Raw genomic sequence first — 26468 nt, forward strand, 5'->3', positions numbered from 1 at the left:
ATTCACCTGAGCTCAACCCGATTGAGAAGGTGTGGGCGAATATTAAGCGGTATCTGCGAACCGTATTGTCTGATTACGCCCGATTTGACGATGCGTTACTGTCCTATTTTGATTTTAATTGACTATAGTACGGCAAGGCGAAGCAACGCCGTACTGGTTTAAAGTTAATCCACTATATTAGGCAACAGAAGGGAAACGCTTGCCATCAAAGTCAAAAGGTCGTCTGAAAACAAACTTGCCGCGCTCGTTTTCAGACGACCTTCCCCATCCAAAGCTGACGATTAATCAAACAATTCCCGCTGCGCCTGCTCTTTGGTCACGCGCACGTCGGTTTCGCCGTCGGCAAAAGTGATGTGCAGTTTCTGTCCTTGCTTTAAAACATCGGCGTTGCGGATGACTTGTCCGCGTGTGTTTTTGACGACGGAGAAGCCGCGCTCCAGAATCTGCTGCGGAGAGACGGCTTCGAGCAGGGCGGTTTGGGCGGTCAGGCTTTGGCGGCGCTGGGCGAGCAGTTGGCGGAAGGCGTGCGACAAGGTCGTCTGAAAGCGGTCGATGTCTTGCCGGTAAACGGAAATATCGGGGCGGTAATGTTGCAGGGCTTGGGTTTGGCGTTCGAAACGGGCGGTGTGGGCGCGGACGTTTTGCGTCATCGAGTAGGACAGGGTTTGCGCCAGTTTGTGGATGTAGGTGCGCTGTTCGTCGAGTTTTTGGCGCGGGTGGCGGATTTGCCGCGCGAGCCAGTCGAGCTTTTGGCTGGCATCGAAATAGCGTTGTTCCAAAACGGTTTTCAGACGACCTTTGGCTTGGGCGAGGCGGTGTAACGATTCTTGGCGGTTGGGGCTGACCAGTTCCGCCGCGCCGGTCGGCGTGGGCGCACGCACATCGGCGACGAAATCGGCAAGCGTGAAATCGGTTTCGTGTCCCACGCCGCTGACGACCGGAATCGCGCAGGCTTCGATGGCGCGCACGACCGGCTCTTCGTTAAACGCCCACAAGTCTTCAATGCTGCCGCCGCCGCGGCAGACAATCAACACATCGCATTCGGCGCGTTGCGAGGCGGTTTTAATCGCTTGGGCAATCTGAAACTCGCTGCCCGCGCCTTGAACGGCGGTCGGATACACGATGACGGGAATTTCGGGCGCACGGCGTTTCAGGGTGGTAACGACATCGCGCAATGCCGCCGCCGCCAGACTGGTTACGATGCCGATACATTGCGCTCGGGCGGGCAAAGGTTTCTTGCGTTCCGCCGCAAATGCGCCTTCCGCCTGCAACTGCGCCTTCAGCCGCTCGTAGGCTTCGTAAAGCTGCCCCAAACCTTTGAGCCGCACCTCGTTCACGGTAATCTGAAACTCGCCCCGCGCCTCGTAAATACTGATTTTGCCCGCCACTTCGATATGGTCGCCTTCTTTCAAAGGTTTCGCCAAACGCGCCGCCGCACCCTTGAACATCGCGCAACGCACCTGCGCGCGGCTGTCTTTGAGCGAGAAATAATAATGCCCGCTGGCGGCACGGGTCAGATTGGACACTTCGCCCGCAATCCACAAACCGGCAAGATGGTCTTCCAGCAAGGCTTTGGCGAGGGCGTTGAGTTCGGATACGGAAATGGAGGAGGGCGCGAAGAGTTCGGACATTGGAGGAGGGAAAAAAAGGGGGGGAAGGTTGGATTATAAGGGGTTTCAGACGAGGTTTGTACGGGAAAGGTCGTCTGAAAACCTTAAATCTGAGTTTTCAGACGACCTTTGTTATGGGCATTTCAAATTAAGCCAGATTTTCCAGCATCCATTTGACGTAGCGCTCTACGCCTGCTTTGACATCCAAAAATTCCTCCTTGTATCCGGCTTCGCGCAGTTTGGTGATGTCGGCTTGGGTGAAGCTTTGGTATTTGCCTTTGAGCGCGTCGGGGAAGGGGACGTAGCGGATAAGTTCTTCTTCTACCAGCTCTTTCAAGCTCATTTCAGGCTTGCCTTCGGCGGCGCGGCAGGCGTTGACGGTAGCGGCGGCGAGTTCGTTGAACTGTTGGCTGCGGCCGGTGCCGAGGTTGTAGATGCCGGAGAGGTTGGGGTGGTCGAAGAAGTAGAGATTGACTTTGGCGACGTCTTCGACGCTGACGAAGTCGCGGGTTTGTTCGCCGTTGCCATAGCCGTCGTTGGCACCGAACAGGTTGACGTAACCGTGTTCGCGGTATTGGTTGAAATGGTGGAAGGCGACGGATGCCATGCGGCCTTTGTGTTGTTCGTGTTGTCCGTACACGTTGAAGTAGCGGAAGCCGACAACTTGAGCAGTCAAGCCTTCTTTCATGCGGCGGCGCAATACTTGGTCAAATAGGAATTTAGAGTAGCCGTACACGTTGAGCGGCTTTTCAAGTTCGCGCTCTTCGCGGAAGATTTCGCCTTTGCCGTACACGGCGGCGCTGGAGGCATAGAGGAAGGGGATGCGTTCGTCCTGACACCAGTCCAAAAGGTCGAGCGTGTACTGGTAGTTGTTGTCCATCATGTAGAGGCCGTCGTGGTTCATGGTGTCGGAACATGCGCCTTGGTGGAAGACGGCTTCGATGTTTTCGTAAGGCAGAAGATGGCCGCGCACTTGGCGGATGAATTCGTGTTTGTCGAGGTAGTGGGCGATTTCGCACTCGGCAAGGTTTTTGAATTTTTCGCCACGGGTCAGGTTGTCAACGGCGACAATGTCGGTAATGCCGCGTTGGTTGAGGGCTTTGACGATGTTGCTGCCGATGAAGCCGGCCGCGCCTGTTACGATGATGGTCATATTGGGTTTCCTTTGATTTTTGGTTTTAGCGAAACTCGTTGCACTCGTTTCAGACGACCTTGGAAAGATGGGGTCGTCTGAAAAAGAAATTACTGCTCTTCTGAGGCCGTCTGAAAAACTTTCAGACGACCTTTTTTAAAGTTGGGTTTTCAAACCAACTTACGCTGGCTCTAAAATGTAGGGCTTTTAATTTGTCCCATACCTACATGATCAATGTTAGGCTAGAGGTTTTTACATTTTTCATAAAAACCCTCGATGTTTTCAGAATAGCCATCTTTTTCTCTAATTAAGACATCTCCTTGACTACAAAACAAAATATGTGATGGGTATCTATTATATTTTAATGTTTTAATTCCGACCCAAATTACATAATTATTCAGTAATTCTGGTAAAATTTTAATTTTATTAGGTGCGATAAACTGAATATTTCGTTTTTCTAATTTCTTTTTCAATTCTAAATGACAATTTGAGACAGTATCACATTGCTCTTCAAAATGATTTGAAGGCAATAAATGTCCATTTTTGTCAAATAAAGCTATTTCAATAACTGACAGTTGATCATCTGGATCAAGTTGCCAATCCACAATCGCATTTTGATTTTCGATATTAGCATTTAAAGCATAAACCACTTTTTCATTTCCAACTCCAAGAAAAAAAAATAATATTAAAGAAATTAAAATTATTGATAACGATTTAAATATAATCATACATACCTTTTATTTCAAAATATAATTTCTTAATTTTTCTTCGTAGTCTTTTTGAGTAAACTTAATGCTTTGTTCAATTCTGCAAACGAGCAAACCGCCGTGCCGAGTTTGGCGACGACGACGCCGGCGGCGGTATTGGCGAGGTGCATGGCTTCGGGCATGGTGTAGCCTGCCGCCAGCCCCAAGCCCACTCCGGCAATGACGGTGTCGCCTGCGCCCGATACGTCATAAACTTCCTGGGCGCGGGTGGGCTGGTAAATGGGTTCGCCTTCGCTGAACAGGGTCATACCCTCTTCACTGCGGGTCAGTAAAACGGCGGTCAGGTCGAGGTGGCGGCGCAGGTTTTGCGCTTTTTCGGTCAGCTCGCTTTCGTTTTTCCAACTGCCTACCACTTCTTTCAATTCGGCACGGTTGGGCGTAATCAGCGTGGCGCCGGCGTATTTTTCGTAATCGTCGCCTTTAGGGTCGATTAATACGGTTTTACCTGCGTGTTTTGCCCAATCTATCATATCGGAGATGTGCGACAGGCCGCCTTTGCCGTAGTCTGAAAAAATGATTGCGTCGTATTCGGGCAATACTTCGCGGTATTTCTGCTTGATTTGTTCCAACACTTCGCGGTTGGGATGTTCTTCAAAATCAAGGCGGATAAGCTGCTGGTTGCGGGCGACGACGCGCAGTTTGACGGTGGTGGCGATTTGTTTGTCGCGCATCAGATAGGAGGTAACGCCGTCCTGCGCCATCAGCGCATCGAGCGCGTTGGCGGCTTCGTCATCGCCGGTTACCGACAACAGCCCAGCTTTGCCGCCCAACGAAGCGATGTTGCGCGCGACGTTCGCCGCTCCGCCCGCCCGTTGGTCGATTCGTCCGATTTTCGCTACCGGAACGGGGGCTTCGGGCGAAATACGGGACACGTCGCCAAACCAATAGCGGTCGAGCATCACGTCGCCGACGACAAGGACTTTGGCTTGTGCGAAACGGGATTTGAGGGTTTCTTGTTGGAACTTGGTGGGCATATTGCCTCCGTTGTGTTTTTTCAGACGGCCTCAACCTGTAAGGTCGTCTGAAAATCAGTTTGCTTCAAGGTTCGCCACGCGGTTCACTTCGCGCAATACGGCTACCGGATCGGTGGCTTGGGTAACGGGGCGACCCATCACCAGATAAGTCGAACCTGCCGCCAATGCTTCGGCGGGCGTCATGATGCGGCGTTGGTCGTCGTTGTTGCCTGCGACGTCCAAACGGATGCCGGGCGTGACCAAGACAAAATCCTGCCCTAATTCGCGGCGCAGCGGCGCGGCTTCTTGGGCGGAGCAGACCACGCCGTCCAAGCCCGAACTTTGCGCCAATTTTGCCAAGCGGATGACTTGTTCTTCAGGGGCGATGTTCAAACCGATTTCTGCTAAATCGCTTTGTTCCATGCTGGTCAATACGGTTACGCCGATTAAGAGCGGCTTCGTGCCGTATCCGGCAACGGCTTCGGCGGCGGCTTCCATCATGCGGCGGCCGCCCGATGCGTGCATATCGACCATCCACACGCCCATGTCGGCGGCGACTTTGCAGGCTTGCGCGACGGTGTGGGGAATGTCGTGGTATTTCAAATCGAGAAAAAGTTTGAAACCCTGATGAATCAGGCTCTCCGCCAAACTGCGCCCCGTGGCGGTAAACAGCTCTTTGCCGATTTTGATTTGGCACAACGTTGGATCAAGGTTGCGGACAAATCCGAGCGTGTCTTTTTCGTTGGCAAAATCAAGGGCAACGATGACGGGGGTGCGTTGTTGCGGAGTTTGGAAGTCGGTGATTAAAGGATTCATAGTGTTTTCGTTTTGGGTTTTGCCCGTAGGCACGGCCGTTATTGTCTATCACGCAGTTTATCAAAAAGAGGTCGTCTGAAAACCTGATTGCTTGTTTTCAGACGACCTTTTCGATTTATTTGCCCAATGCGCCCAATACTTCGGCTTTTACGGCTTCTACCGGCTGAGTGCCGTCAACTTTGATGTATTTCGGCGCGTGTTCGCCTTCCAGTTTGCTGTAAAAATCGACCAGCACTTCGGTTTGCTCGTGGTACACGGCAAGGCGTTTTTTGACGGTTTCTTCTTTGTCGTCGTCGCGCTGAATCAAATCTTCGCCGGTTACGTCGTCTTTGCCTTCGACTTTGGGCGGATTGTAGGTAACGTGGTAGGTGCGGCCGGAAGCCAAGTGAACGCGGCGGCCGCTCATGCGGTCGACAATCACGCTGTCGGGTACGTCGATTTCAACCACGGCGTCCAAATCCACGCCCGCTTCAACCATTGCTTCGGCTTGTGCCAGCGTGCGCGGGAAACCGTCAAACAGGAAACCGTTTTTGCAGTCGTCTTGCGCGATGCGTTCTTTCACCATGCCGATGATGATGTCGTCGCGCACCAAGCCGCCTTCGTCAATGATTTTTTTCGCTTCCAAACCCAGCGGCGTGCCTGCTTTGATTGCAGCGCGGAGCATGTCGCCGGTGGAAATTTGCGGAATGCCGAACGCAGCGGTGATGAATTGTGCCTGAGTGCCTTTGCCCGCGCCCGGTGCGCCTAACAATAATACTTTCATGGGTGTTCCTTTTTGTTAAGTGATATGGATTTGAAACGTGATTCAAATGATTTTACACGGCTTGCGTTTATCGTTCAAAACTTCAGACGACCTGTTCCACGCCGAAATGTTTCCATGCGTCATCGCGCATTTCGGCAAACCATGTGTCTTCGGGGAAACGCTCCAGTGCGTCTTTCAAAGTGGAAAGCAGGTTTTGCGATAAAGTCTTCGCCAAATACTCTTCCTCGTTGGCTTCCGCCGCCTTGTCCGCCTGCTGCGCCAAACCGCGCGCGCGCGTCTGATGCCCGTGTGCCAGATAGTTGAGCGCAATCACCTTTTGCGCCCAAAGCTGCGGAATCTCGGGGCTGTCTTGCAGCAATACCGACAAAATCGACACGGCAACCGTCAGCCTGCCGCCGTTCAAGCGCAAATCCAGCGAACGGTTGGGCGGCAGCGTACTGAGCGTTTCCGCTATACGGAACCAAAACTCACCGCTGGCTTCGTCCGGCGCGGCAGCTTTCAACATTTCATAGTTAAACTCTTGATCGTCGTTTTGAACCAGCAGGGCAACATCGGCAAGCAGTTTTTGCTCCTCGCGGCTCAAATGGCGTAAATCGGTCATAAAGGGCTTTCTGTCGGTGTTTGGGTAGAACGGATTATCGGGTTTGGTGTTTACTGAAAAACAGCTTTTTACGGCTCATCATTTTCAGACGACCTATCTCAATCTGTTGGATATTGATAAGGCTCGTCCAAATAATAAGGTTTCTTTTTCAATCTTTCCCATTTGACTTTCGGACGGTCTGGGTATGAATCGAACACATTGCCGCCTGTCGTTCTCTTCCGCTTTCCCGTCAGATAATTGTCGCTGTACTCATTAATTTCACCTGAAGCTCTGTGATATTCGTAATGTGAATACCCAATCAGGAGAAAGCGGTCGTTTTGGTAACGGAATAGGTAGTCACTGTGACTCATCCACCAGCTTCCGCAACTGTAAAACCATTCAAAATGGACTTTCAGACGACCTTTATTGATGGATACATCAGAAAGCGGGTCGGCAAGACAGCCATTATCTTTATCGCTTTCAGGCGGAATCAACGTTGTGTTTTCGACAGCCGTCTTGTAACCGTCTGCCTGCTTGAACAATACTTTCAACATCCTCGGATTGGTATCCAATTCAGGTAGTCCCATAGAGTCGTTTGGGATGATGTTTGCCTTGTCTTGCTTTTGCAGCACCAAAACGGCATCAGCTTGATTGTCGCCGTTTAAATCTCCCTTCACGCTTTTGATGATTTTCCAGCCTTTGGGAACGTACGCGGAAAAATCGGCGGCGTAAGCAGGCAGGGCGATGCAGGATAAAAATATCAATATGCTGCGTTTCATAGCAATTCCTGATGATGGCAAATTCAACAGCCCGTAGCGCGGGCTTGGCTTGCGAAATTTAATGCCGAAACCGACTGATTTAGGATTTTGGCGAAACCCGCTGCGCTCGTTTTAGAGAAACTCGCTTCGCTCGTTTTCAGACGACCTCGAACGCAGCCCTGACCCTGTCCAAATCCTCTTGCGTATCTACGCCGGCGGCAGGGGCTTCTTTGGCGGTTTCGACGGCAATCGGGTAGCCGTGCCACAGGACGCGCAGTTGTTCCAGCGATTCGATGGTTTCCAGCGGCGAAACGCTCATTTCGGCGTAGCGTTGCAGAAAACCGGCGCGGTAGGCATAGATGCCGATATGGCGCAGGACGGCGGTTTCGGCGGGCAATTCGCGTTTTTCGGCGCGCATGGCATCGCGCGGATAGGGAATCGGGGCGCGGCTGAAGTAGATGGCGTTGCGGTTTTTGTCGAGGACGACTTTGACGACGTTGGGATTCATAAATTCGTCGAAGTCGTGCAATTCGTGCGCCGCGGTCGCCATCTGCACGTTATTTTCTACCAAGACTTCGGTGGTGCGGTCGATGAGTTCGGGGGCAATCAGCGGCTCGTCGCCCTGTACGTTGACGACCACCAGATGTTGCGGCAGCTTCAACGCGGCGGCGGCTTCGGCAAGGCGGGTCGTTCCGCTTTCGTGCCGGTTTGAAGTCATGACGACTTCGACGCCGTGCGCCTGACAGGCTGCATGAATATCGGGATGGTCGGTGGCAACGACAACGCGCGCGGCTTTGCTTTTTGCCGCCTGTTCGGCAACGCGCACGACCATTGGTTTGCCGTGAATATCCGCCAAGGCTTTTCCGGGCAGGCGCGATGAATCCAGCCGCGCCGGAATCAATACGACGAATTCGGTCATGCTTTGAGTTCCTCTTCGCTCAACGCTCGCGCTTCGTTTTCCAGCATATAGGGAATGCCGTCTTTAATCGGATAAGCCAGCTTCGCCTGACGGCTCCACAATTCCTGTTTGTCCTGATGATATTCCAGCCTGCCTTTGGTAACGGGGCAGACGAGGATGTCTAAGAATTTTTTTTCCATGGGTTTCTTTCGGGTTTGATGGTTTTAGAGAAACTCGCTTCGCTCGTTTTGGCGAAACTCGCTTCGCTCGTTTTCAGACGGCCTCAAGCGACATTATTTTTTCCGTGCCGGTTTGTTAGGCTGTTTGGCGCAAGCTTGGGCAGGATTTTTGCCTTCGCACATGATTTGGCGGATTTCACGTCTCAGGTTTGCGCTTTGGTTGGATTGGGTGTATTTGCCGGCAAGGATGTCCATCATAGGTTTCACCGTTGCCTCAAGATAGCGCGGTGTTTTGTCCATTATCGATTGACCTACTGCTGTGCTGTAAAAGCCAATCAATGCGTTGACTTCTTCTTGCGTATAAACCGTCTTCATGCCGTCCAAAGTCGCTTTACGCAATTGGGCGCGCACTTGCGGCGTATTGATTTCGGCAATCGATTGGTTTGCATACTTTTTCAAGACTGCTTCCAACTGCGGACGTTTGTCTTCCGGCGCATCTTTCAAAAATTTCTGTACATTCGGATCGGAAAGCACAATGCCTTCCATGCTTTGGAAAGACTGGTCTAACAGGGCATCCATCTTCTGCACTTCAAACAGACGCTCCAGCGACGCATCGCTGGGCGGGGCGGCAAATGCGTTGGCACACAATGCCAGCGCGGCGACGGGCAATAACAAGGTTTTCAGTTTCATCTTTTTCTCCTTTTTAAGTTTAAGGTTTAAGGGGTGCATTCTTCAGGCATGATTTTTTCGACTTCTTTTTCAAATTCAATTAGGTAGCGTTCGCTAATTGTTTCTATTTCTTTCATATCCGCTTCGCTTGGCTCTCTATTGGCGAGTTTTTTTACGAATGCCGAATTTTTCTCCGCGATTGATTGTCCTACGGGAGTCTCATAAAACGCAATCATGGCATCAATCTCTTGTTGAGTGAATTCGTCTCTAGCAATTTTTTTTATTTCTTTTATTAGCTTGTTTCTACGTTGCGGTGTGAAATAGGCTGTAATCATTTTGTTTATATAACGGTCTGACGCAGCTTGTAATTGCGGCTGAAGTTCCAGTGGATATGAGGTGATGACTGGTTGCATGAGCTGTCGGTTTTGTGCTTCCGTCATGTTGGTCAAATTTTTGAGAAAGTCGCGTTCGATATGCTGGACTTCCATCCATCTATTTAGAGACTTATCGCTTGGAGGTGCGGCAGTTGCGGCGGAACAGGCGGCAATGGCAATGAAAGTGAGCAGCAGTTTTTTCATGTTTATAAATTTCCTTATTATTTAAGGCAAATAGCAACAAAGATTCAATTGATTTCAGACGACCTGTCAGGAATCTTTCAGCCGTCCCAACACGAACGTCGCCAAATCAGGTTCGATTATCGCACAAACGGGCAACACCCATACATGGTTCAGATTGAGACCGTCTGAAAACTTGACCGCATCCTTTTCCGTAATAATCACCACGTCTGCATCCGGCAAATCTGCCGCTGCGATGTCGGCATGGTCGGGCAGTGCGACGGTTTGGTTCAAGGGGATGCCCATGTTCCGCAACGAATCGAAAAAGCGCTCTGGCTTGGCGATACCTGCCACGGCGGCGACGGTTTGGTTTTTCAGACGACCTGTGTCCAGTATTTCGGACGGATGGTTCAAACGGTAAATTTGTCCCGTTTCAATACGGCTGTGAAACATATTTTCAGACGGCGCAAACGACGCATCCGCCTTGCCGCCGCTGACCACGACCACATCCACCGAATCCAGCCGCGACAAAGGTTCGCGCAAACTGCCGTTGGGCAGTAAATCCAAATCCGTCCGTCCCGTATCCGCCGCCGGAAACACTGCGATTTCCACATCCCGCCGCAAGGCGTAATGCTGCAAACCGTCGTCCGCCACAATCAGCCCGATGTCGGGGTGTGCCGCCAGCAACGCCCTGCCTGCCTCCGCACGGCTGCTGCCCACCGCCGTCGGCGCGCCGGTTTTACGGAACAGCAGCAAAGGCTCGTCGCCCGCATCTTCTGCACGGCTCTCGGCATTCAATACATGAACCGCCTTACTCTTGCGCCCGTAGCCTCGGCTGATGATGCCGACCTTGACGCCTTTTTCCTGCAAACCAGACACCAGCGCGGCGACAATCGGCGTTTTCCCCGTCCCGCCCGCATGGATATTACCGACCACGACCACAGGCATGGGCAGCTTTTCGCTTTTCAGACGACCTGAAACGAAATCATCGCGCCGTTTTGCCGCAATTTGGGCAAACAGTTTGGATAAGGGTTTGAGCAGGAGAGATAAAAACGGATTGGGGCGTTGCCAATGGCGTTCGATGATTTGATGGAGTTTGGGCATTCAGACGACCTTGTAGCTGCGTTTCTTCGTAGGCAGAGCCTACACCATTTTGGAGGATAAGTCGTTCAGGCTATGGTTTCGATGCGGTTGTCGGGCATGACTAGCCAGACTTTTGCCTGTTTGGCGCGGGCGGCGGTATGGATAGCGGCTTCGTCCATGATGGAGAACGCGGTGGAGAAGGCATCGGCAACGGCGGCGGTCGGCGCCATGACGCTGACGCTGCGGTAGCGTGGTGTAGCAGTGCCGGTGCGCGGGTCGAAGAGGTGGGTGAACTTGCCGGCCTCGTCCATTACGGTACCGTAGCCGCCTGATGTGGCGAAGGCTTGGTTTTGCATGGGGAGGGTCAGGAGGGTGGCTTCTTCGTTTTGGGGATTGCGGATGCCGACGTTCCATGTGCGTTGATTGTCGGTGTCGAAGCCGCGGATTTCGCCCATATCGACGAGGGCTTGGCGAATCCCGTGTTGTTGCAGCAGGGCGGTGATTTTGTCGGTGATGTAGCCTTGGGCGATGCCGTTGAGGGACAAGCCCATGCCTTTTTGTTCGAAGAGGATGGCTTTTTGGTCGAAGACGACGTGTTTGAAGCCGACGAGTTTGAGGGTGCGCCGAATGTCTGGTTCGGACGGCGGGGTTTCGGCACGCGGGTTGCGGCGGAAATGGTCTGCGTAAAGATTCCACAGCACTTGGACGGTGGGGTCGAACGCGCCGTCTGTCAGGGCGTGGATGTCGCGGCAGATGCTTAAAAGGGCGAGGAAGTCGGGTGGCGGGTTGTTCAGACGACCTTCTTTGTTCAGTCGGTTGATCAGGCTGTCTTCGCGGTAGAGGCTGAAGATTTTTTCGAGGCGGGCGACTTCGGCGAGAACTTTGTTGACAAGGATTTCAGCTTCTTTGCGGTCAACGCCGAAGAGGCGGAGCTCGGCGCCGGAACCCAGCGCAATGCCTTTCCAGATAACGGGCTCGCCGGTGGTTGGTAACGGGGTAGGACGGTTGCGGTTTAGGAGAAAGGGTGCGGTCGCTCCGGCGGCAGTCAGGGCGGCGATGGCGAAAAAGCGGCGGCGGGTGAGCGGGGTGTTCATGGCTTGGGATGGGTCGTCTGAAAAGGGACAGTGTTGGAGGAACGGGCGGAAGTCGGTTTATCTGGGTTTGCGTTTGAGGATGTTGGGAAAGTGTTTTAGAAGCGCCGTCATTTCCGCATAGGATTTTTATGGTTACGGAAAGGACGGCGGGCGACGGCTGGGATTTGATTTACGTTGCGGCAAAGCTTGTTTGCCCACCATCAAGCCTGCCGTCACACTTTGAAACCAAGCGTCAACCGTTCCATCAATCGCCCATTACCGCCAGAAGCTCAGCCTGATGTTCGGCAATCAGGGCGTTGGTGATTTCTTCCAAGTCGCCGTCCATCACAAAATCCAGCTTGTGCAGGGTAAGGTTGATGCGGTGGTCGGTCACGCGGCCTTGCGGGTAGTTGTAGGTGCGGATGCGTTCGCTGCGGTCGCCGCTGCCGATAAGGGATTTGCGTTCGGCGGCTTCTTTGGCTTGGGCTTCGCGTTTTTGCGCGTCGTTCAGGCGGGCGGCGAGGACTTTCATTGCCTGCGCCTTGTTTGCGTGTTGGCTGCGGCCGTCTTGGCACTCGACCACCATGCCGGTGGGCAGGTGGGTGATGCGGACGGCGGAGTCGGTTTTGTTGATGTGCTGACCGCCCGCGCCGGATGCACGGAAGGTGTCGATGCGCAGGTCGGCGGGGTTCAACTCGATGTCTTCCAGTTCGTCCGCTTCAGGCATGACGGCGACGGTGCAGGCGGAAGTGTGGATACGGCCTTGGCTTTCGGTGGCGGGGACGCGCTGCACGCGGTGGCCGCCCGATTCAAATTTCAGACGACTGTACGCACCCAAACCGACGATGCGTGCGATGACTTCTTTATAGCCGCCCAGTTCACTTTCATTGGCAGAAACGATTTCGACCTGCCAGCGGTTGCGCTCAGCGTAGCGGCTATACATACGTAACAAATCGCCTGCAAACAGCGCGGCTTCGTCGCCGCCTGTTCCGGCGCGCACTTCGATGAAGATGTTTTTGTCGTCGTCGGCATCTTTGGGTAGCAGCAGTTTTTGCAATTCGGTATCGAGCGTGTCGATTTTGGCTTTTGCCGCTTCGATTTCTTCGGCGGCAAAGTCTTTCATTTCGGGGTCGGACAGCATTTCTTCGGCATCCGCCAAGTCGCTTTGAGCCAACTGATAGTTTTGGAATACTTCGACCACAGGCGTCAATTCGGCGTGTTCGCGCGTGAGCTTGCGGTAGTTGTCCATATCGGACGTGGCTTCGGGCTGTCCGAGCAGGTGGGTGACTTCTTCCAGTCGGTCGCTGAGTTGTTGTAGTTTTTCTAAGATAGACGGCTTCATAATTCTTCCATAACAAATGCCGCCGGGAGTCGTCCGCGACGGCGCGAGGAGGCGTTATTATAATGGGTTTGGTTGGAAATTCAAAAGGATATGGCGGAGTTTCTGATAGGCTGCGGCGATGTCGGTTTGCTTTGCGGCATCGGTTTGAAGTTCATCCCTTCGTTTGAACATTTTGCCAATCAAAACAAGGGTCGTCTGAAAACCAAAATCCGGTTTTCAGACGACCCTTGTTTTGATTGGGCTTACTTAGGTGCAGCCAAGATGCCTGTCAGGTTCAGCAGGAACAAAACCGTAAATCCGGTCAGGTAAATCAAGCCGAGGATGGCGAGGAGGTTCATGCCTGCCGTCAGTTTGTGGCGTTTGTCGCCTTTGACGAGGCGGTAGTTCAGCCAAGCGAACACGGGGGCGGCGATGAAGGCGGTAATCATGGCGAATTTGAGCAGTTCCGCCATTGCGCTGTTGAACCAGAAAATCACTGCCAAGCCCGTACCTGCGACCCAAACGTTCCAGGCAAAGAGTTCGACGTTGCCCGTTTTGTCTTTGCCGCGCAGCAGGCGTACCGGTTCGGCAATCGCACGCGCGTAGCCGTCCACTACGGTAATCGTCGTGCCGTACATGCAGGCGAAGGCGATAAATGCCACCATCGGACGCGACCAGTCACCGATGGTAACGGCGTACTATTAATCAGTTGACCGACGTATTTGCCGCCAGCCATTTGCACTGCCTCACCGTTGCCGTACTGCACATACGCGCCCAAGGCGAGGAAGACAACTGCCAACACTGCGCTGGTAATATAGCCGACGTTGAAGTCGAAAATACCGTCGTGGTAGCTGGAAGGATTGATGCGTTGTTTTTCCGTTACCCACAGCGAGTTGATGGCGGAAATTTCAATCGGCGCCGGCATCCAGCCCATCAGCGCGATGAGGAAGCCCAAGCCTGCCAGTGTCCATGGGGTAGGCTCGATAAAGTCGGGCTTCATCTGCATGCCGCGCGACATAGCGATGGCGGCTGCGGCGACTGTGGCAATCGTCAGGCTGACGATGATGATTTTGGAAACGTTGTCCAAGGCTTTGTAACGTCCGCTCGCCAAGATAATCAGGCAGGAAGCCATAATCAGCGCGGAGATTGCGCCGACATTCAGCGTCAGCGAGGGAATCGCCATTTTGACGATGGCGGCGGTCACGATGGCAACCGCGCCCGCGTTAATCGTTGCCGAGATAACGCACAAAATCAGGAATACCCACAAATAAACGCGGCTTTTCTCCGCATAGCCTTCAATCAGGCTTTTGCCCGTATCCAGCGTGTAATGTGCGCTGAAGCGGAAAAACGGATATTTGAAGAGGTTGGTCAAAATAATAATCAACGCAAGCTGCCAGCCGTAAAGCGCGCCCGCCTGCGTGGAAGCAATCAGGTGCGAACCGCCGACCGCCGCCGAAGCCATCATGATTCCGGGCCCCAGTGCATTGATTTTGCTTTTCCAAGTCGAAGCGTGTGTATGTTGTTCAGACATCTATTCTCTCCGTCTTTTTCAGACGACCTTCACAAAAAAAGGCATATTTTAACGTAAATCAAAATCCTGAATAGCGAATATTGGGGAACATTATGCTGAATTTTGGATAAAAAATACTAATCAAATAAAAAAATAGGATATTCAGGAAATTTTATGCCTAAAAACCTTTTTCAGACGACCTTGTATCGCTTTTTATTCCTGTTTGTCCGTGTTATGGTGGATTAACTTTAAACCAGTACGGCGTTGCCTCGCCTTTCCGTACTATCTGTACTGTCTGCGGCTTCGTCGCCTTGTCCTGATTTAAATTTAATCCACTATAAATGGAGTGTGTTGGGAAATGGGTGAAAACCGATGGAAAGCGCGCCATAGCGGTTTTGTCAGGGTTTCACTATAATATTCAATCTGTTCTACGCTAGAATGGGCGGGCAATTCGACCGCAGTATCTTGTGTAAAAAATAAACGTGAGGCTGTGTGTTTGATTTGATTCGGCGCTTTTGCCCAAACAAAATCGGTTGAGGGTTGAATGCCGCGCCATCCTGAAACTTAAGGAAAATATCATGAAAAAAATCGAAGCTGTGATTAAGCCGTTCAAATTGGACGATGTCCGCGAAGCATTGACGGAAATCGGGATCAGCGGCATGACGGTCAGCGAGGTTAAAGGTTTTGGCCGTCAGAAAGGGCATACCGAAATTTACCGCGGCGCGGAGTATGCGGTTGATTTTCTGCCCAAAGTCAAAGTCGAGCTGGTGTTGGCTGATGAAGATGTGGAACGCGCCATCGATATCATTGTCGAGACTGCGCGGTCGGGCAAAATTGGCGACGGCAAGATTTTTGTGTTGCCGGTTGAAGAAGTGATTCGGATACGGACGGGTGAACGCGCGGAAGCGGCGATTTAATCCTATCGTTGCCGCGATTCGATTGCCCATCCCTAAGATGCAAATAAGGTCGTCTGAAATCCTGAATTGTCGGGTTTTAGACGACCTTATTTATGTTTCTATCGGGTTCAGATTTTGGTGAAGATGACTTCGTTTTCAAAACGCGATTTGGGCAGGGCGGCGTTGAAATCGTCTGCGGCACGGTAGCCGAAGGAGACGACGGCGACGGCTTTGTAGCCTTTTTCAGTCAAGCCGAATTCCTCATTCAAAACCTGCAAATCGACGCCTTCCATCGGCACGGCGTCGATGCCTGCTGCGGCAGCGGCGAGCAGGGTGAAGCCCATGTTGAGATAGACTTGTTTGGCAAGCCATTGCTCTTCATCTTGGATTTGGTTGCGGTGGATGCCCAAGAACAGGCGGCGGGTAGAGTCGCCTGCCTGTTTGGCTTCTTCCGTGGCGAAACGTCCGTCTTTGTCTTCTTGCGCCAATACGGCGGCGACATAATCATCGTCGGCACAAACGCGGGTGGTGAAGACGACGACGTGGGACGCATGAGTAATTTTTGGGGCGTTGTAGGGGAGTTTTTCGGTGGATTTGGCAATGCGTGCTTTGCCCGCTTCGTCATCGGCGATGATAAAGTGCCACGGCTGCATATTGACGCTGGAGGGGCTGTTGCGCAGGGCGGCTTCGATATGGGAGAAGTCTTCGGCAGCGATTTTTTTGGACAGGTCGAAAGATTTGGTGCTGTATCGCTGGCGGACGATTTCTGTGATGTTCATGAAATGTTTCCTGTTTTTAGGATGGAAACGGGGATTATAGAGAGGTCGTCTGAAAGGGGCAATGCAGGAAATTGGTGGGGATTTCGATATAAGGTCGGTAAAACACGCAAACGCTGGCGTATGAAAAAGGTCGTCTGAAACGGGATGTTTCGTTTCAGACGACCTTTGCCCTTTGCAGGCTATATCCGCAGGCTAGATTTAAGTTTCTGCGGGCGGAAGGGGCGGGTGTTCGTCGGTTTTGTCCGATTTGGGTTTGATAAAGCGGCTGCACCAGATGCCTGCTTCGTAAAGCAAGATAAGCGGGACGGCAAGCAGGGTTTGGGAAATCACGTCCGGCGGGGTAATGATGGCGGCAATGATGAATGCGCCGACAATGACGTAGGGGCGTGCGTTTTTGAGTTGTTCGGTGGTTACGATGCCGATTTTGGCGAGCAGGACGACAACGACGGGGACTTCGAAAGTCGTGCCGAATGCGACGAACATGCCCAAAATAAAGGACAGATATTTGTCGATGTCGGTCGCCATGTTGACGCCGACGGGGGTAATACCCGCGAGGAATTTAAAGATGACGGGGAAAACGAGGTAGTAGGCAAACGCCATGCCGATAAAAAACAGACTGACGCTGGATAGCACAAGCGGGGTAATCAGGCGTTTTTCGTTTTGGTAGAGGGCGGGCGCGACGAATGCCCAGATTTGGTAGAGCGTATGCGGCAGGGAAACGAGGAATGCTGCCATCAGCGTCACTTTCACCGGTACAAAAAACGGCGCGATGACGTCGGTGGCAATCATGCTGGTGTCTTTGGGCAAGTTTGCCATCAGGGGGTCGGCCACGAAGGTATAAAGCTGCTGGGCAAACGGCATCATGCTGAAAAAGCAGACGACGATGCCGATGACGATCCACATCAGGCGGCGGCGCAGCTCGATAAGGTGTTCGATAAGAGGTTGGACGGGTTGTTCGTTTTGAGGTTCGGACACCGGTTTACTCACTTTTTACGGACGCGAAGTTTGGGTTTGGCATGAAATTTCGGACGCAGGTCGCGCTTGCGGTTCATCGCTTGTTTTTTGAGGGAGGTGATATGCAGCACGGGCGCGTCTGCGGAAGTGTCGATATAGCTGACTTCTACGGCATTGGACACCGGAGCGGCGCTGCCGGTCAGATATTCGCGCCATGCGCGATCTTGCTCGGATTCCGCAGGCGTGTCGGTTTCGACGGCATCCGTCGTAGTGTCTGCTTGCGCCATAGCGGTTTCAGACGACGTGGAAACAGCCGGGTCGTCTGAAACTTCCGCGCTTAACGAAGGAAGCGGGTTGCCGTGTTCATCCAAACCGAAATCGGCAGGCGTGCGTTGCGCCGGCAGGCGTTCCCAAGGTTTGAGTCCGTCGGAAATGTCGCGCAGGTTGTCCTGCATATCCGTACCGACTTCCTTGATGCTGTCGCGCACTTGTGCGGCGGCGGCTTCAAATTCCTGTTTGGCTTTGCGCAGCTCTTCCAATTCGACTTGGGTGTTGAATTCCTGCTTGACGCTGCTGACGAGGCGTTGCAGCTTGCCGATAAGCCGTCCGGCAGTACGGGCGGCTTCGGGCAGACGCTCGGGACCAAGTACAATCAGGGCGACAATGCCGACTAACAGCAGCTCGCCCAAACCGAAATCAAACATAGATTATGCTTTGTCTTCGTCTTTTTTGTGTTCGATGACTTCGTCTTTTTTACCGTCAGTACCTTCGTTCAGACCTTGTTTGAAGTCATGCACGGCACCGCCGAGGTCTTTGCCGACGTTGCGCAGTTTTTTGGTACCGAAAACCAAAACGACGATAATTAATACGATAATCCAGTGCCACAGAGAGAACATGGTAAATCCTTGATATAGTTGAGAATGGATATTTGAAATGTTGGTTTACGCAGGCGTACCCATGATGTGGATATGCAGGTGGAACACTTCCTGTCCGCCGCCTTTGCCTGTATTGATTAGGGTTTTGAAGCCGTCGGTCAAACCTGCCGCTTTGGCGATTTGAGGGACTTTCAACATCATTTTGCCCAAGAGGGTTTGATGTTCGGGTGCGGCGTGTGCCAACGAGTCGAAATGGACTTTCGGAATCAGCAGCAGATGAACCGGCGCGGCGGGGCGGATGTCTTTGAAGCACAACATCTCGTCGTCTTCGTACACGGTTTGCGCCGGAATGTCTTTGGCGGCGATTTTACAGAAAATACAGTTGTCCATAATGGCTCCGAGGTCGTCTGAAAACGAGCGCAGCGGGTTTCGCTAAAAGGAGCGAAGCGAGTTTCGTCAAACAGACGGCAGAAAAACGAATAAGGTCGGATTGTAATATAAATTCAAGACTCTTTGCGAGAGGCTTTTTCCGCCAAGCCCGATAAACCTTGACGGCGCGCAAGCTCGTTGACGACATCTTCGGCGCGCAAACCGTGGTGCGCCAAGAGAACCATGGTGTGAAACCATAAGTCGGCAACTTCGTAAACGAGGTGTTCACCGCCGCCGTCTTTCGACGCCATCAGGACTTCGCCCGCTTCTTCGATGACTTTTTTGAGGATTTTGTCTTCGCCTTTGTGCAGAAGCTGGGCAACGTAGGAGGCTTCGGGATCGCCGCCTTTGCGGGAGTCGACGGTGTTTTGGATTTGGGTGAGGATGGTGTCGGTCATGGGATTTTCGGCTTTGAAGGATAAGGACTATTCGGATAAGGCATAGGTTTGCCGGGTTTCGGGTGAGTGTTTTGACAACAGACAATCATCAACCCGATTTTTAGCGAAACTCGCTGCGCTCGTTTTAGCGAAACTCGCTGCGCTCGTTTTCAGACGACCTCTAAGGATGCGTATGCCCATAAATGGCTTCTTCGTCTTTCAATACGGTATCCACCGTCTGCCATTCGCCGTTTTTCCAAACTTTGTAGAAACAGCTTTCTCGCCCCGTATGGCAGGCGATGCCGCCGTTTTGGTCTATCAGCATCACGATGGCGTCGCCGTCGCAGTCGAGGCGCAATTCGTACACCTTTTGCGTGTGCCCTGATTCTTCGCCCTTCATCCATTGTTTTTGGCGTGAACGGCTGTAATAGTGGGCAAAGCCGGTTTCTACCGTTTTTTGCAGCGCCTCGGCGTTCATCCATGCGACCATCAATACGCGGCAGCTCTGCCGATCTTGGGCGATGGCGCAGACCAAGCCTTTTTCATCGAATTTGACGGCTTCAAGCAGGCTGTTATCCATATTCGACATCCTTATTTTATATTGGCGAAACTCGCTTCGCACTTTTTCAGACGACCTTGAGTCAATCAAGTTCAACTTACAGACGCACTTCGATTCCGGCTTCGCGCATGGCGAGCTTCGCATCGCGGATACTGACTTCGCCGAAGTGGAAAATACTGGCGGCAAGCACGGCATCCGCTTTGCCTTCTTTGATGCCGTCAATCAGATGCTGCACATTGCCGACGCCGCCGGAAGCGATGACGGGAATATCGACCGCTTCGCTGACGGCGCGGGTCAGCGGCAGGTTGAAGCCTTGTTTCGTGCCGTCCCTGTCCATGCTCGTAAGCAGGATTTCGCCCGCCCCGCGCCGCTGCATTTCAACCGCCCATTCGACTGCGTCCAAGCCCGTCGGCGTGCGCCCGCCGTGGGTGAAAATTTCCCAGCGGGTGTTTTCGGGATTGACGGCTTTGGCATCGACAGCGACGACGATGGCTTGCGAGCCGAAAAATCCGGCAGCTTCGTTGACTAAATCGGGATTGGTGACGGCGGCGGTGTTGATGCTGGCTTTGTCCGCACCGGCATTGAGTAGGCGGCGGATGTCGGCTACGGTGCGCACACCGCCGCCGACGGTCAGCGGAATGAAAACTTGTGAGGCAACGTCTTCGATGACGTGCAAAATGGTGTCGCGGTTGTCGGAGGAGGCTGTGATGTCGAGGAAGGTCAGCTCGTCTGCACCTTCGTCGTTGTAGCGTTTGGCGACATCGACAGGATTGCCCGCATCGCGCAAACCAAGGAAGTTTACGCCTTTGACGACGCGGCCGTCTTTAACGTCGAGACAGGGGATGATGCGTTTTGCCAGTGCCATTTCGAATGCCTTTCCAAACCTAGGAATGAGGTCGTCTGAAAAAGAGCGCAGCGGGTTTCGCTAAAACCTATACAACGGATTTTACCCAAACGGACAATCCGTTTCAGACGACCTTTCAAATCATTGATACCAGCAAGGCAGGTGTTACGCCAGCCAGTTGTGAACCCATTTGGGCAGGTGTTGGAGCAGTTGGAAATAGCCGACGCCCGCAATGGCGGCGAATACGCAGGAAGTCATAAAGTTGCCGCTGAAGCGTCCAACGATATAAAACACTGCGCTGGCAAATGCCCACAACGCGCCGTTAAACACCATCCAATAGGTGTCGATCATCGGCATATCGAACGCGGAAAGCTGGCGGACGAGGATGGCGATGATGGTAAATCCCAAACCTTCGCTGACGGCACGCACGTTGCGACCGGACGACCAGATAATCCAAAAGCCCAAAATAAATGCTTCAAACATGAAATACCCCTTAAAAAATTAAATAAAACAATTAAATGTGGGATGGTGAGTCCCAAGCAATATTCGGCGGTCAGCCGCCTTTTATTGTGAAGAAAAAATGGACGAACCCGTCTTTGTGTCCTGTTTATACGGACAGAACAATAATGAAGGTAAACGGGTTCAACCGATTATTTTGTATCTTCGCCCCGCTATATTGTTTGAAAACAGCGGGACAAGTGAGTAAGTAAACGTTTGGTCATTTCAGACGACCTGGATGGTTGTTTTTAAATAAGGTCGTCTGAAAACGAACGCAGTAAGTTTCGCCAAAACGAGCGCAGCGAGTTTCGCTAAAATGAGTGTAACGAATTTCGCCAAAACGAGCGCAGCGGGTTTCGTCAATACAACTTACGCCAGCGAATCCGCCAACTGCTGCGCTTGGGCAAAATCAATACTGCCCTCGTAAATCGCGCGACCGGTAATCGCACCTGCCACGCCGTGTTTCTCAACGGCACACAAAGCGCGGATGTCGTCCAAATTGGTTAGTCCGCCCGATGCGATAACCGGAATGGCGACGGCTTGTGCCAGTTTGACGGTTGCGTCGATGTTCACGCCGCTCATCATGCCGTCGCGGCCGATGTCGGTGTAGATGATGCTGTTGACGCCGTCGTCCTCAAAACGTTTTGCCAAATCAATCACATGGTGCTCGGTTACAGTCGCCCAGCCGTCTATCGCCACCATGCCGTCTTTGGCATCCAACCCAACGATAATCTGCCCTGGAAACGTTTTGCACGCCTCGCGCACGAAGTCAGGATTTTTTACCGCCGCCGTACCGATAATGACGTCGTTCAATCCCAAATCCAAATATTTTTCAATGGTTTCTAAGTCGCGTATTCCGCCGCCCAGCTGTACGGGAATGTTTTTGGCAACGGCAGCGAGGATGTCCTTGATAGCAGGAAAATTTTGCGGAACGCCGGCAAATGCGCCGTTCAAATCCACCAAATGCAAACGGCGCGCGCCTTGCTTGAACCAATGCAGCGCAGTTTCGGCGGGCGAATCGGAAAACACCGTCGCCTGCTCCATCAAACCTTGTTTCAGGCGCACGCAGCGGCCTTCTTTTAAATCGATTGCGGGAATTAGCAGCATGGGACTTACCTTTATGCGGAACGTATTTTACACAAATTATCGAGTTTTAGCATATTTAAATGAAAAAACGTCATTGGTAACACTAAAACAGGATTTTTGTGTGTGTATTTTGCATGTTTCAGACGACCCTTACCTAAAGTGTTTCAGAAGGTGAAAAGGGTAGAAAGATGTTTCATCTGATTCAGTGTTTCATTTCTATTGCTTGAAATTGCTTGCCAACAGCCATTCTTGCGCCTTGGTAGCATCGTCAAAATATTTCGGATGTTGGTTGGTCAACAGGCTGGAGAGGCGGGCGCCGAGTTTGATCCAAATATCGTCTGTAATGACAGCGACGCGGCCGAAGTCGTTTTCATGTTGGTTAAGGAATTTGATTTGTTCCATCGCCATATCGATTGTGAAATCTTTCAGCATGGACAAATCCAAAAGAATGTCGGGCAAGTGGATTTTTTGTTTGCTTTCCAATAAGGCGGCTTCAAGCTGGCGGAAATCGTCCAGTGTAAATTCGTTGTACAGCGCCACATTCAAACCGTAAGACTGCTCGCGGATGGAAATCATCGTACTCTCCTTTTTATATGATGTTAATGATGAGGTTGATGGTCAGCTTGTTTTGGTAAGCCACTTTTTAATCGAAACCGGCCGGATGCTGCTTAATATGCCGCTTGTGACAATAATAATCATACCAAAGGTTTCCTGCCAAGTGACGGTATCGCCCAAAAATATCATGCCCGATAGGGCGGAAAAGACGACGGTCAGATAAGAAAGGGAGGCGACGGTGAATTTGTTGCCGACTTTATAGGCGCGGGTCATGGAAAGCTGGGCAAGCATGGCGGCAAGCCCGATGCAGAAAAGATAGGGCAGGGCGGATAGGGGAATGCTGTGCCAGCCGGTCAAAGTTGCCCAAACCGATGCCATAACGACGCCGGTTATCGAAAAATAAAACACTACCCGCCAACCCGGCTCGCCGAGCAACGACAGTTCGCGCACCTGCAAATACGCCCAACCTGACATGGCCCCGCCCGCCAAGCCTGCCAATGCGGCGATTTCCTGTCCGCCTTTGAACGAAGGGTTCAGCAGCAGGACTACACCGAGAAAGCCAAATAACAAAATCGCCTGCGTATAAAGTGCAATCCGTTCTTTCAAGATAAAAAATGAAAATACCGCCAGAAAAATCGAAGAGGTGTAGCTTAAAGTTACCCCCGTTGCCAGCGGCAGGTGCATGACGGCATAAAACAGACAAAACATAGCGGCTGTGCCGACAACGCTGCGGTTGAGGTGGGTTTTCCAATGCGGCGTGGCAAAGGTGTCACCGCGTGCTTTTGCCATTATGCCTAAGACGATGGTAGCAAAACTCATACGCCAAAATACCAGTTCACCACTGTTGAAACCGAATTTTGCCGCCGCTGCTTTGATGCACACGTTCATGACGGTAAAGCCGAGTGCGGCAACAATCATCCATGCAGAGCCGAGAGGGTCTTTGGGTGTGGTCATTTATCTATTCTCTTAGGCTGGTTACTGGATTTTTGAAGAAGAGTGGTTCGTTCTAGTTATTTTGCTGTTGAACATAGTCGTATTACCGCTTTTTACTTTTTTAATTGTCAGTGTTTCTTTTATTTATATACTCACGAGGGGAAATCTTTTTACTCTTGGATATGTGTCCCTGACTTATATCTGTCATTATGCAGGTCGTTATTTGGTTTTTTAGACTAAAAAGCATTAGTCTTCAGAAGAAAGCATGCTCAAAAATTCTTTTAAATTATTTGAGATAAACTCAATATTTTCAAAATATTGGCTTCCGCTTTCCTCTGCCTCAAAATCATGAGACCAGTAAAAAATTTTAGACTGATATTCATCTTTTATGCCAATCAAAATTAAATCTCCACCTCCTGCAGATGCAATAGGTAACATTGATGATGGATATCTATCATCATAAATATTTAAATGCCACTCAATAGATTCTTCTAATCTTGGATTATTAAACAATCCAAAAAAGAAATTTAAAACCCTATCATTCAAAAAACAACTATCATTTGGCATTCCTCCATTATTTTTCTTTAAAAATTCCTTATATTCATCTGGTAATGATACGTTGTAATGATTTTCAAATTTTAAAATATCATCAGATGAAGCAGTTTTATGGGCATCTAAAAATAAATACCGTTTAATGGTTTTTTTGTTTAATTTACCTTCCCTGTTTTCTAAATCTTTAATTTCTTCTTCTGACTTTCCAAGCTTTAAAAGCTTAACCATTGTATATACTCCATAATACTAACAATTTTCTAGTTTCATAAATTTTTTATCGCTTATAGGCTTACTTGCATCAAGAAGATTATTTGGCATTTATTCTATGATGCTCTGACTGACTCCTGTTTTGATCATGGTAGAGAATGTCAGACCAGTTTCTACCATTAAAGCTAGCTTGAATACTTGTTGTCATTGTATCCCTGCATTACTGGTATATGGTTTGGTATAGTTTTATAGTATTTGTTTGTTCTGTCTTCATAGTTCTCTATTCTATGATGACAATATCGGTCTATATGCCATATATCGCAGTATTTTCCCTAAGGATTATCTGAATAAACAATAAATAGTTAGAGGGATTGCTATTTCTTTTCAAGGGGTCGTCTGAAACGTATTTTTCAGATGACCTGTTATAATTTAGTGTTGCCAACCATGCAACAAAACCTATACCATACAAACCTTGTCCCACCTAAATTTGACACCCGCCCTCCGACTGCCTACAATTCAGGTTTCTCAAAAATTACCGTACGTTCCGTACACTATTCTTTTCAGACGACCTCTGTCTTCCGAATCCCATTCTTTCCAATACAACTGTCAAAAATCATGCACGTTTCAGAACTACAAACACTACACATTTCCAAACTCTTGGAAATGGCAGAAGAACACGGCATTGAAAACGCCAACCGTTTCCGCAAACAAGACCTCGTATTCGCCATTGTCCGACAAATGATGAAGCAGGGCGAAAGCTTCACCTGTTCCGGCACGCTCGAAATCCTACCCGACGGCTTCGGCTTTTTACGCAGCGCAGACACTTCCTACCTCGCAGGCCCCGACGACATCTATGTCTCCCCCACGCAAATCCGACGCTTCAACCTGCATACGGGCGACACCATCGAAGGCAGCGTGCGCGTACCCAAAGACAACGAACGCTATTTCGCCCTTGTCCGTCTCGACAGCATCAACGGCGATCATCCCGAAGTCTGCAAACACAAAATCCTCTTCGAAAACCTCACCCCGCTTTTCCCCACCAAACAGTTCAAACTCGAGCGCGACATTAAAGCCGAAGAAAACCTTACCGGCCGCGCTATTGATTTAGTATCCCCCATCGGCCGCGGACAACGCGCCCTGTTGGTTGCACCGCCGAAAACCGGTAAGACCGTGATGCTGCAAAACATCGCCCACGCGATTACCGCTAACTATCCCGATGTCGAACTCATCGTCCTTTTGATTGACGAACGTCCCGAAGAGGTTACCGAAATGAGCCGTTCCGTGCGCGGCGAAGTGGTTTCCTCCACCTTCGACGAACCGGCGCAACGCCATGTCCAAGTGGCGGAAATGGTGATTGAAAAAGCCAAGCGCATGGTTGAACACAAAAAAGACGTGGTCATCCTGCTTGACTCGATTACCCGTCTCGCCCGCGCCTATAATACCATTGTACCCACTTCCGGAAAAATCCTGACCGGCGGCGTAGATGCCAATGCCCTCCACCGCCCCAAACGCTTCTTCGGCGCAGCGCGCAATGTAGAAGAAGGCGGTTCGCTTACCATCATCGCCACCGCTCTGGTGGAAACCGGCAGCCGCATGGACGATGTGATTTACGAAGAATTTAAAGGCACGGGTAATATGGAACTGCACCTCGACCGCCGCATGGCGGAAAAACGCCTGTTCCCCGCCATCAATATCAACAAATCCGGCACGCGTCGTGAAGAGTTGCTGGTGCCGAACGACCAGTTGCAGCGCATGTGGCTTTTGCGCAAATTCCTGCATCCGATGGACGAAATTGAAGCGACCGAATTTTTGGTGGGCAAACTCAAAGATTCCAAAAACAATGATGAGTTTTTTGAATTGATGCGTGGTAAATAGTGATAAAGGTCGTCTGAAAGAGATTTCAGACGACCTTTGTTATTTGTTGATGTGTAAGTTGGATGGTTTTGGAGCTGTTTGGGTTTTGGATTGAAGGTGTTTTGAAAGTTCTGAAATAGTATCTGAAATAAAAGTTGTTGAATTTCAGATTGTTGGTGTGTTTTGTAGAATTTTTTATTGTTTGGGGGTTGACGGTTTTTGCGGGTGGGGGTATAGTTCGGTTCTTCGCTGCTTCGGCGGTGGTTGAACGAACAGGTAAGTATATCACAGTTGGTCTAATTTTTCGAGGTTTATAAGAAAAGTTTTGATTGACAATGAGATGAAATGCTTTATAATTCGTTTTTGCTCTTTAACAAAACAGATTACCGATAAGTGTGAGTGCG

The 26468-nt window shown here is 51.0% G+C and carries 30 protein-coding genes and 2 pseudogenes; 3 read left to right on the forward strand and 29 right to left on the reverse strand.

The window, feature by feature from the left end; all coding sequences use genetic code 11:
• Positions 1-122 (forward strand): annotated as a pseudogene (locus tag AAG834_RS10910) (IS630 family transposase); the annotation flags it as partial.
• Positions 123-281: 159 nt separating this feature from the next.
• Here AAG834_RS10910 and xseA read toward each other — a convergent pair.
• The 16 genes and pseudogenes from xseA to AAG834_RS10990 form a co-directional block, all read right to left on the reverse strand.
• Positions 282-1631: an exodeoxyribonuclease VII large subunit gene (xseA, locus tag AAG834_RS10915; RefSeq protein ID WP_342032140.1), complete on the reverse strand. Its 1350-nt coding sequence runs from the start codon at positions 1629-1631 to the stop codon at positions 282-284.
• Between the two features lie 127 nt (positions 1632-1758).
• Positions 1759-2763, reverse strand: coding sequence for an ADP-glyceromanno-heptose 6-epimerase (gene rfaD / locus AAG834_RS10920; RefSeq protein ID WP_003756124.1), 1005 nt, complete (start codon positions 2761-2763; stop codon positions 1759-1761).
• A gap of 221 nt (positions 2764-2984) precedes the next feature.
• A complete protein-coding gene (locus AAG834_RS10925; protein WP_003756129.1) occupies positions 2985-3470 on the reverse strand; it encodes a hypothetical protein in 486 nt (161 codons plus the stop codon).
• Positions 3471-3499: 29 nt separating this feature from the next.
• The gene (gene hldA / locus AAG834_RS10930) at positions 3500-4483 is read right to left on the reverse strand and encodes an ADP-heptose synthase (RefSeq protein WP_342032141.1); all 984 of its coding nucleotides are present in this window, start codon (positions 4481-4483) and stop codon (positions 3500-3502) included.
• Between the two features lie 54 nt (positions 4484-4537).
• Complete coding sequence (gene pyrF, locus AAG834_RS10935) at positions 4538-5278, reverse strand: orotidine-5'-phosphate decarboxylase (protein ID WP_342032142.1); 741 nt, start codon at positions 5276-5278, stop codon at positions 4538-4540.
• Between the two features lie 115 nt (positions 5279-5393).
• On the reverse strand, positions 5394-6041 hold the full coding sequence (gene adk / locus AAG834_RS10940) for an adenylate kinase (protein WP_002232195.1): 648 nt from the start codon (positions 6039-6041) through the stop codon (positions 5394-5396).
• An 82-nt stretch (positions 6042-6123) separates the two neighbouring features.
• Positions 6124-6642, reverse strand: coding sequence for a 3-deoxy-manno-octulosonate cytidylyltransferase (locus AAG834_RS10945; protein WP_342032143.1), 519 nt, complete (start codon positions 6640-6642; stop codon positions 6124-6126).
• 98 nt (positions 6643-6740) lie between these two features.
• Positions 6741-7400 (reverse strand): hypothetical protein, encoded by a 660-nt coding sequence (locus AAG834_RS10950; protein ID WP_342032144.1) that lies wholly within the window; start codon positions 7398-7400, stop codon positions 6741-6743.
• Between the two features lie 136 nt (positions 7401-7536).
• Positions 7537-8298, reverse strand: a complete 762-nt coding sequence (gene kdsB / locus AAG834_RS10955) for a 3-deoxy-manno-octulosonate cytidylyltransferase (RefSeq protein ID WP_342032145.1) — start codon at positions 8296-8298, stop codon at positions 7537-7539.
• The gene (locus AAG834_RS10960) at positions 8295-8477 is read right to left on the reverse strand and encodes a Trm112 family protein (RefSeq protein ID WP_002221286.1); all 183 of its coding nucleotides are present in this window, start codon (positions 8475-8477) and stop codon (positions 8295-8297) included. The genes kdsB and AAG834_RS10960 overlap by 4 nt, the downstream gene beginning before the upstream one ends.
• Before the next feature lie 93 nt (positions 8478-8570).
• On the reverse strand, positions 8571-9146 hold the full coding sequence (locus AAG834_RS10965; protein WP_070496838.1) for a DUF2059 domain-containing protein: 576 nt from the start codon (positions 9144-9146) through the stop codon (positions 8571-8573).
• A 26-nt stretch (positions 9147-9172) separates the two neighbouring features.
• Positions 9173-9703, reverse strand: a complete 531-nt coding sequence (locus tag AAG834_RS10970) for a DUF2059 domain-containing protein (protein ID WP_342032146.1) — start codon at positions 9701-9703, stop codon at positions 9173-9175.
• Between the two features lie 66 nt (positions 9704-9769).
• A complete protein-coding gene (gene lpxK, locus AAG834_RS10975) occupies positions 9770-10783 on the reverse strand; it encodes a tetraacyldisaccharide 4'-kinase (protein ID WP_342032147.1) in 1014 nt (337 codons plus the stop codon).
• Between the two features lie 65 nt (positions 10784-10848).
• The gene (locus tag AAG834_RS10980; protein WP_342032148.1) at positions 10849-11856 is read right to left on the reverse strand and encodes an FAD:protein FMN transferase; all 1008 of its coding nucleotides are present in this window, start codon (positions 11854-11856) and stop codon (positions 10849-10851) included.
• 244 nt (positions 11857-12100) lie between these two features.
• Positions 12101-13177 carry a peptide chain release factor 1 gene (prfA, locus tag AAG834_RS10985; RefSeq protein ID WP_342032149.1) on the reverse strand — a complete coding sequence of 359 codons (1077 nt, stop codon included), beginning with the start codon at positions 13175-13177 and terminating at the stop codon, positions 12101-12103.
• Positions 13178-13419: 242 nt separating this feature from the next.
• Positions 13420-14687, reverse strand: a pseudogene (locus AAG834_RS10990) (Nramp family divalent metal transporter).
• 557 nt (positions 14688-15244) lie between these two features.
• Here AAG834_RS10990 and AAG834_RS10995 point away from each other — a divergent pair.
• Positions 15245-15583, forward strand: a complete 339-nt coding sequence (locus AAG834_RS10995) for a P-II family nitrogen regulator (RefSeq protein WP_003756171.1) — start codon at positions 15245-15247, stop codon at positions 15581-15583.
• Between the two features lie 107 nt (positions 15584-15690).
• On the opposite strand, the gene nfsB is transcribed toward AAG834_RS10995, so the two are convergent.
• The 13 genes from nfsB to AAG834_RS11060 form a co-directional block, all read right to left on the reverse strand.
• Entirely contained in the window at positions 15691-16341 is a 651-nt protein-coding gene (nfsB, locus tag AAG834_RS11000; RefSeq protein WP_342032150.1) for an oxygen-insensitive NAD(P)H nitroreductase, read from the reverse strand.
• 198 nt (positions 16342-16539) lie between these two features.
• The gene (gene tatC, locus AAG834_RS11005; RefSeq protein ID WP_070514518.1) at positions 16540-17316 is read right to left on the reverse strand and encodes a twin-arginine translocase subunit TatC; all 777 of its coding nucleotides are present in this window, start codon (positions 17314-17316) and stop codon (positions 16540-16542) included.
• Between the two features lie 8 nt (positions 17317-17324).
• Positions 17325-17999, reverse strand: coding sequence for a Sec-independent protein translocase protein TatB (tatB, locus tag AAG834_RS11010; RefSeq protein ID WP_070514517.1), 675 nt, complete (start codon positions 17997-17999; stop codon positions 17325-17327).
• 3 nt (positions 18000-18002) lie between these two features.
• Positions 18003-18191, reverse strand: coding sequence for a Sec-independent protein translocase subunit TatA (tatA, locus tag AAG834_RS11015; protein ID WP_003769025.1), 189 nt, complete (start codon positions 18189-18191; stop codon positions 18003-18005).
• A gap of 45 nt (positions 18192-18236) precedes the next feature.
• The gene (locus AAG834_RS11020) at positions 18237-18560 is read right to left on the reverse strand and encodes a histidine triad nucleotide-binding protein (protein ID WP_003756181.1); all 324 of its coding nucleotides are present in this window, start codon (positions 18558-18560) and stop codon (positions 18237-18239) included.
• Between the two features lie 113 nt (positions 18561-18673).
• Complete coding sequence (locus tag AAG834_RS11025) at positions 18674-18997, reverse strand: phosphoribosyl-ATP diphosphatase (protein ID WP_107824629.1); 324 nt, start codon at positions 18995-18997, stop codon at positions 18674-18676.
• 160 nt (positions 18998-19157) lie between these two features.
• A complete protein-coding gene (hisI, locus tag AAG834_RS11030) occupies positions 19158-19556 on the reverse strand; it encodes a phosphoribosyl-AMP cyclohydrolase (RefSeq protein WP_342032151.1) in 399 nt (132 codons plus the stop codon).
• A gap of 76 nt (positions 19557-19632) precedes the next feature.
• Positions 19633-20400, reverse strand: coding sequence for an imidazole glycerol phosphate synthase subunit HisF (gene hisF, locus AAG834_RS11035; RefSeq protein WP_003776869.1), 768 nt, complete (start codon positions 20398-20400; stop codon positions 19633-19635).
• Between the two features lie 144 nt (positions 20401-20544).
• Positions 20545-20862, reverse strand: coding sequence for a hypothetical protein (locus AAG834_RS11040; protein WP_003740874.1), 318 nt, complete (start codon positions 20860-20862; stop codon positions 20545-20547).
• 384 nt (positions 20863-21246) lie between these two features.
• Entirely contained in the window at positions 21247-21984 is a 738-nt protein-coding gene (gene hisA, locus AAG834_RS11045; RefSeq protein WP_003769070.1) for a 1-(5-phosphoribosyl)-5-[(5-phosphoribosylamino)methylideneamino]imidazole-4-carboxamide isomerase, read from the reverse strand.
• Between the two features lie 195 nt (positions 21985-22179).
• Positions 22180-22539: an STAS/SEC14 domain-containing protein gene (locus tag AAG834_RS11050; RefSeq protein WP_107814139.1), complete on the reverse strand. Its 360-nt coding sequence runs from the start codon at positions 22537-22539 to the stop codon at positions 22180-22182.
• Between the two features lie 42 nt (positions 22540-22581).
• The gene (locus tag AAG834_RS11055; RefSeq protein WP_446740458.1) at positions 22582-23436 is read right to left on the reverse strand and encodes a DMT family transporter; all 855 of its coding nucleotides are present in this window, start codon (positions 23434-23436) and stop codon (positions 22582-22584) included.
• 261 nt (positions 23437-23697) lie between these two features.
• Positions 23698-24231 carry an SMI1/KNR4 family protein gene (locus AAG834_RS11060; RefSeq protein ID WP_342032153.1) on the reverse strand — a complete coding sequence of 178 codons (534 nt, stop codon included), beginning with the start codon at positions 24229-24231 and terminating at the stop codon, positions 23698-23700.
• 594 nt (positions 24232-24825) lie between these two features.
• On the opposite strand from AAG834_RS11060, the gene rho reads away from it, so the two are divergent.
• Positions 24826-26085, forward strand: a complete 1260-nt coding sequence (gene rho / locus AAG834_RS11065; protein ID WP_342032154.1) for a transcription termination factor Rho — start codon at positions 24826-24828, stop codon at positions 26083-26085.
• Positions 26086-26468: the final 383 nt, after the last annotated feature.

Origin of the sequence: Neisseria sp. Marseille-Q2251 (genome assembly GCF_940793045.1) — a bacterium.
GTDB lineage: Bacteria > Pseudomonadota > Gammaproteobacteria > Burkholderiales > Neisseriaceae > Neisseria.

What these genes read in the sequence shown, in the direction of transcription:
- xseA (WP_342032140.1), bottom strand. Translation starts at nt 1,631, where the DNA reads ATGTCCGAACTCTTCGCGCCCTCCTCCATTTCCGTATCCGAACTCAAC.
- hisA (WP_003769070.1), bottom strand. Translation starts at nt 21,984, where the DNA reads ATGCTGCTAATTCCCGCAATCGATTTAAAAGAAGGCCGCTGCGTGCGC.
- AAG834_RS11025 (WP_107824629.1), bottom strand. Translation starts at nt 18,997, where the DNA reads ATGACCGACACCATCCTCACCCAAATCCAAAACACCGTCGACTCCCGC.
- AAG834_RS11055 (WP_446740458.1), bottom strand. Translation starts at nt 23,436, where the DNA reads ATGATTGTTGCCGCACTCGGCTTTACCGTCATGAACGTGTGCATCAAA.
- AAG834_RS11060 (WP_342032153.1), bottom strand. Translation starts at nt 24,231, where the DNA reads ATGGTTAAGCTTTTAAAGCTTGGAAAGTCAGAAGAAGAAATTAAAGAT.
- hldA (WP_342032141.1), bottom strand. Translation starts at nt 4,483, where the DNA reads ATGCCCACCAAGTTCCAACAAGAAACCCTCAAATCCCGTTTCGCACAA.
- AAG834_RS11040 (WP_003740874.1), bottom strand. Translation starts at nt 20,862, where the DNA reads ATGTTTGAAGCATTTATTTTGGGCTTTTGGATTATCTGGTCGTCCGGT.
- AAG834_RS10945 (WP_342032143.1), bottom strand. Translation starts at nt 6,642, where the DNA reads ATGACCGATTTACGCCATTTGAGCCGCGAGGAGCAAAAACTGCTTGCC.
- rho (WP_342032154.1), top strand. Translation starts at nt 24,826, where the DNA reads ATGCACGTTTCAGAACTACAAACACTACACATTTCCAAACTCTTGGAA.
- hisI (WP_342032151.1), bottom strand. Translation starts at nt 19,556, where the DNA reads ATGGATAACAGCCTGCTTGAAGCCGTCAAATTCGATGAAAAAGGCTTG.
- adk (WP_002232195.1), bottom strand. Translation starts at nt 6,041, where the DNA reads ATGAAAGTATTATTGTTAGGCGCACCGGGCGCGGGCAAAGGCACTCAG.
- AAG834_RS10965 (WP_070496838.1), bottom strand. Translation starts at nt 9,146, where the DNA reads ATGAAACTGAAAACCTTGTTATTGCCCGTCGCCGCGCTGGCATTGTGT.
- AAG834_RS11050 (WP_107814139.1), bottom strand. Translation starts at nt 22,539, where the DNA reads ATGATTTCCATCCGCGAGCAGTCTTACGGTTTGAATGTGGCGCTGTAC.
- nfsB (WP_342032150.1), bottom strand. Translation starts at nt 16,341, where the DNA reads ATGAACATCACAGAAATCGTCCGCCAGCGATACAGCACCAAATCTTTC.
- kdsB (WP_342032145.1), bottom strand. Translation starts at nt 8,298, where the DNA reads ATGACCGAATTCGTCGTATTGATTCCGGCGCGGCTGGATTCATCGCGC.
- prfA (WP_342032149.1), bottom strand. Translation starts at nt 13,177, where the DNA reads ATGAAGCCGTCTATCTTAGAAAAACTACAACAACTCAGCGACCGACTG.
- lpxK (WP_342032147.1), bottom strand. Translation starts at nt 10,783, where the DNA reads ATGCCCAAACTCCATCAAATCATCGAACGCCATTGGCAACGCCCCAAT.
- AAG834_RS11020 (WP_003756181.1), bottom strand. Translation starts at nt 18,560, where the DNA reads ATGGACAACTGTATTTTCTGTAAAATCGCCGCCAAAGACATTCCGGCG.
- AAG834_RS10995 (WP_003756171.1), top strand. Translation starts at nt 15,245, where the DNA reads ATGAAAAAAATCGAAGCTGTGATTAAGCCGTTCAAATTGGACGATGTC.
- AAG834_RS10970 (WP_342032146.1), bottom strand. Translation starts at nt 9,703, where the DNA reads ATGAAAAAACTGCTGCTCACTTTCATTGCCATTGCCGCCTGTTCCGCC.
- hisF (WP_003776869.1), bottom strand. Translation starts at nt 20,400, where the DNA reads ATGGCACTGGCAAAACGCATCATCCCCTGTCTCGACGTTAAAGACGGC.
- tatB (WP_070514517.1), bottom strand. Translation starts at nt 17,999, where the DNA reads ATGTTTGATTTCGGTTTGGGCGAGCTGCTGTTAGTCGGCATTGTCGCC.
- AAG834_RS10950 (WP_342032144.1), bottom strand. Translation starts at nt 7,400, where the DNA reads ATGAAACGCAGCATATTGATATTTTTATCCTGCATCGCCCTGCCTGCT.
- tatA (WP_003769025.1), bottom strand. Translation starts at nt 18,191, where the DNA reads ATGTTCTCTCTGTGGCACTGGATTATCGTATTAATTATCGTCGTTTTG.
- pyrF (WP_342032142.1), bottom strand. Translation starts at nt 5,278, where the DNA reads ATGAATCCTTTAATCACCGACTTCCAAACTCCGCAACAACGCACCCCC.
- AAG834_RS10980 (WP_342032148.1), bottom strand. Translation starts at nt 11,856, where the DNA reads ATGAACACCCCGCTCACCCGCCGCCGCTTTTTCGCCATCGCCGCCCTG.
- AAG834_RS10960 (WP_002221286.1), bottom strand. Translation starts at nt 8,477, where the DNA reads ATGGAAAAAAAATTCTTAGACATCCTCGTCTGCCCCGTTACCAAAGGC.
- AAG834_RS10925 (WP_003756129.1), bottom strand. Translation starts at nt 3,470, where the DNA reads ATGATTATATTTAAATCGTTATCAATAATTTTAATTTCTTTAATATTA.
- rfaD (WP_003756124.1), bottom strand. Translation starts at nt 2,763, where the DNA reads ATGACCATCATCGTAACAGGCGCGGCCGGCTTCATCGGCAGCAACATC.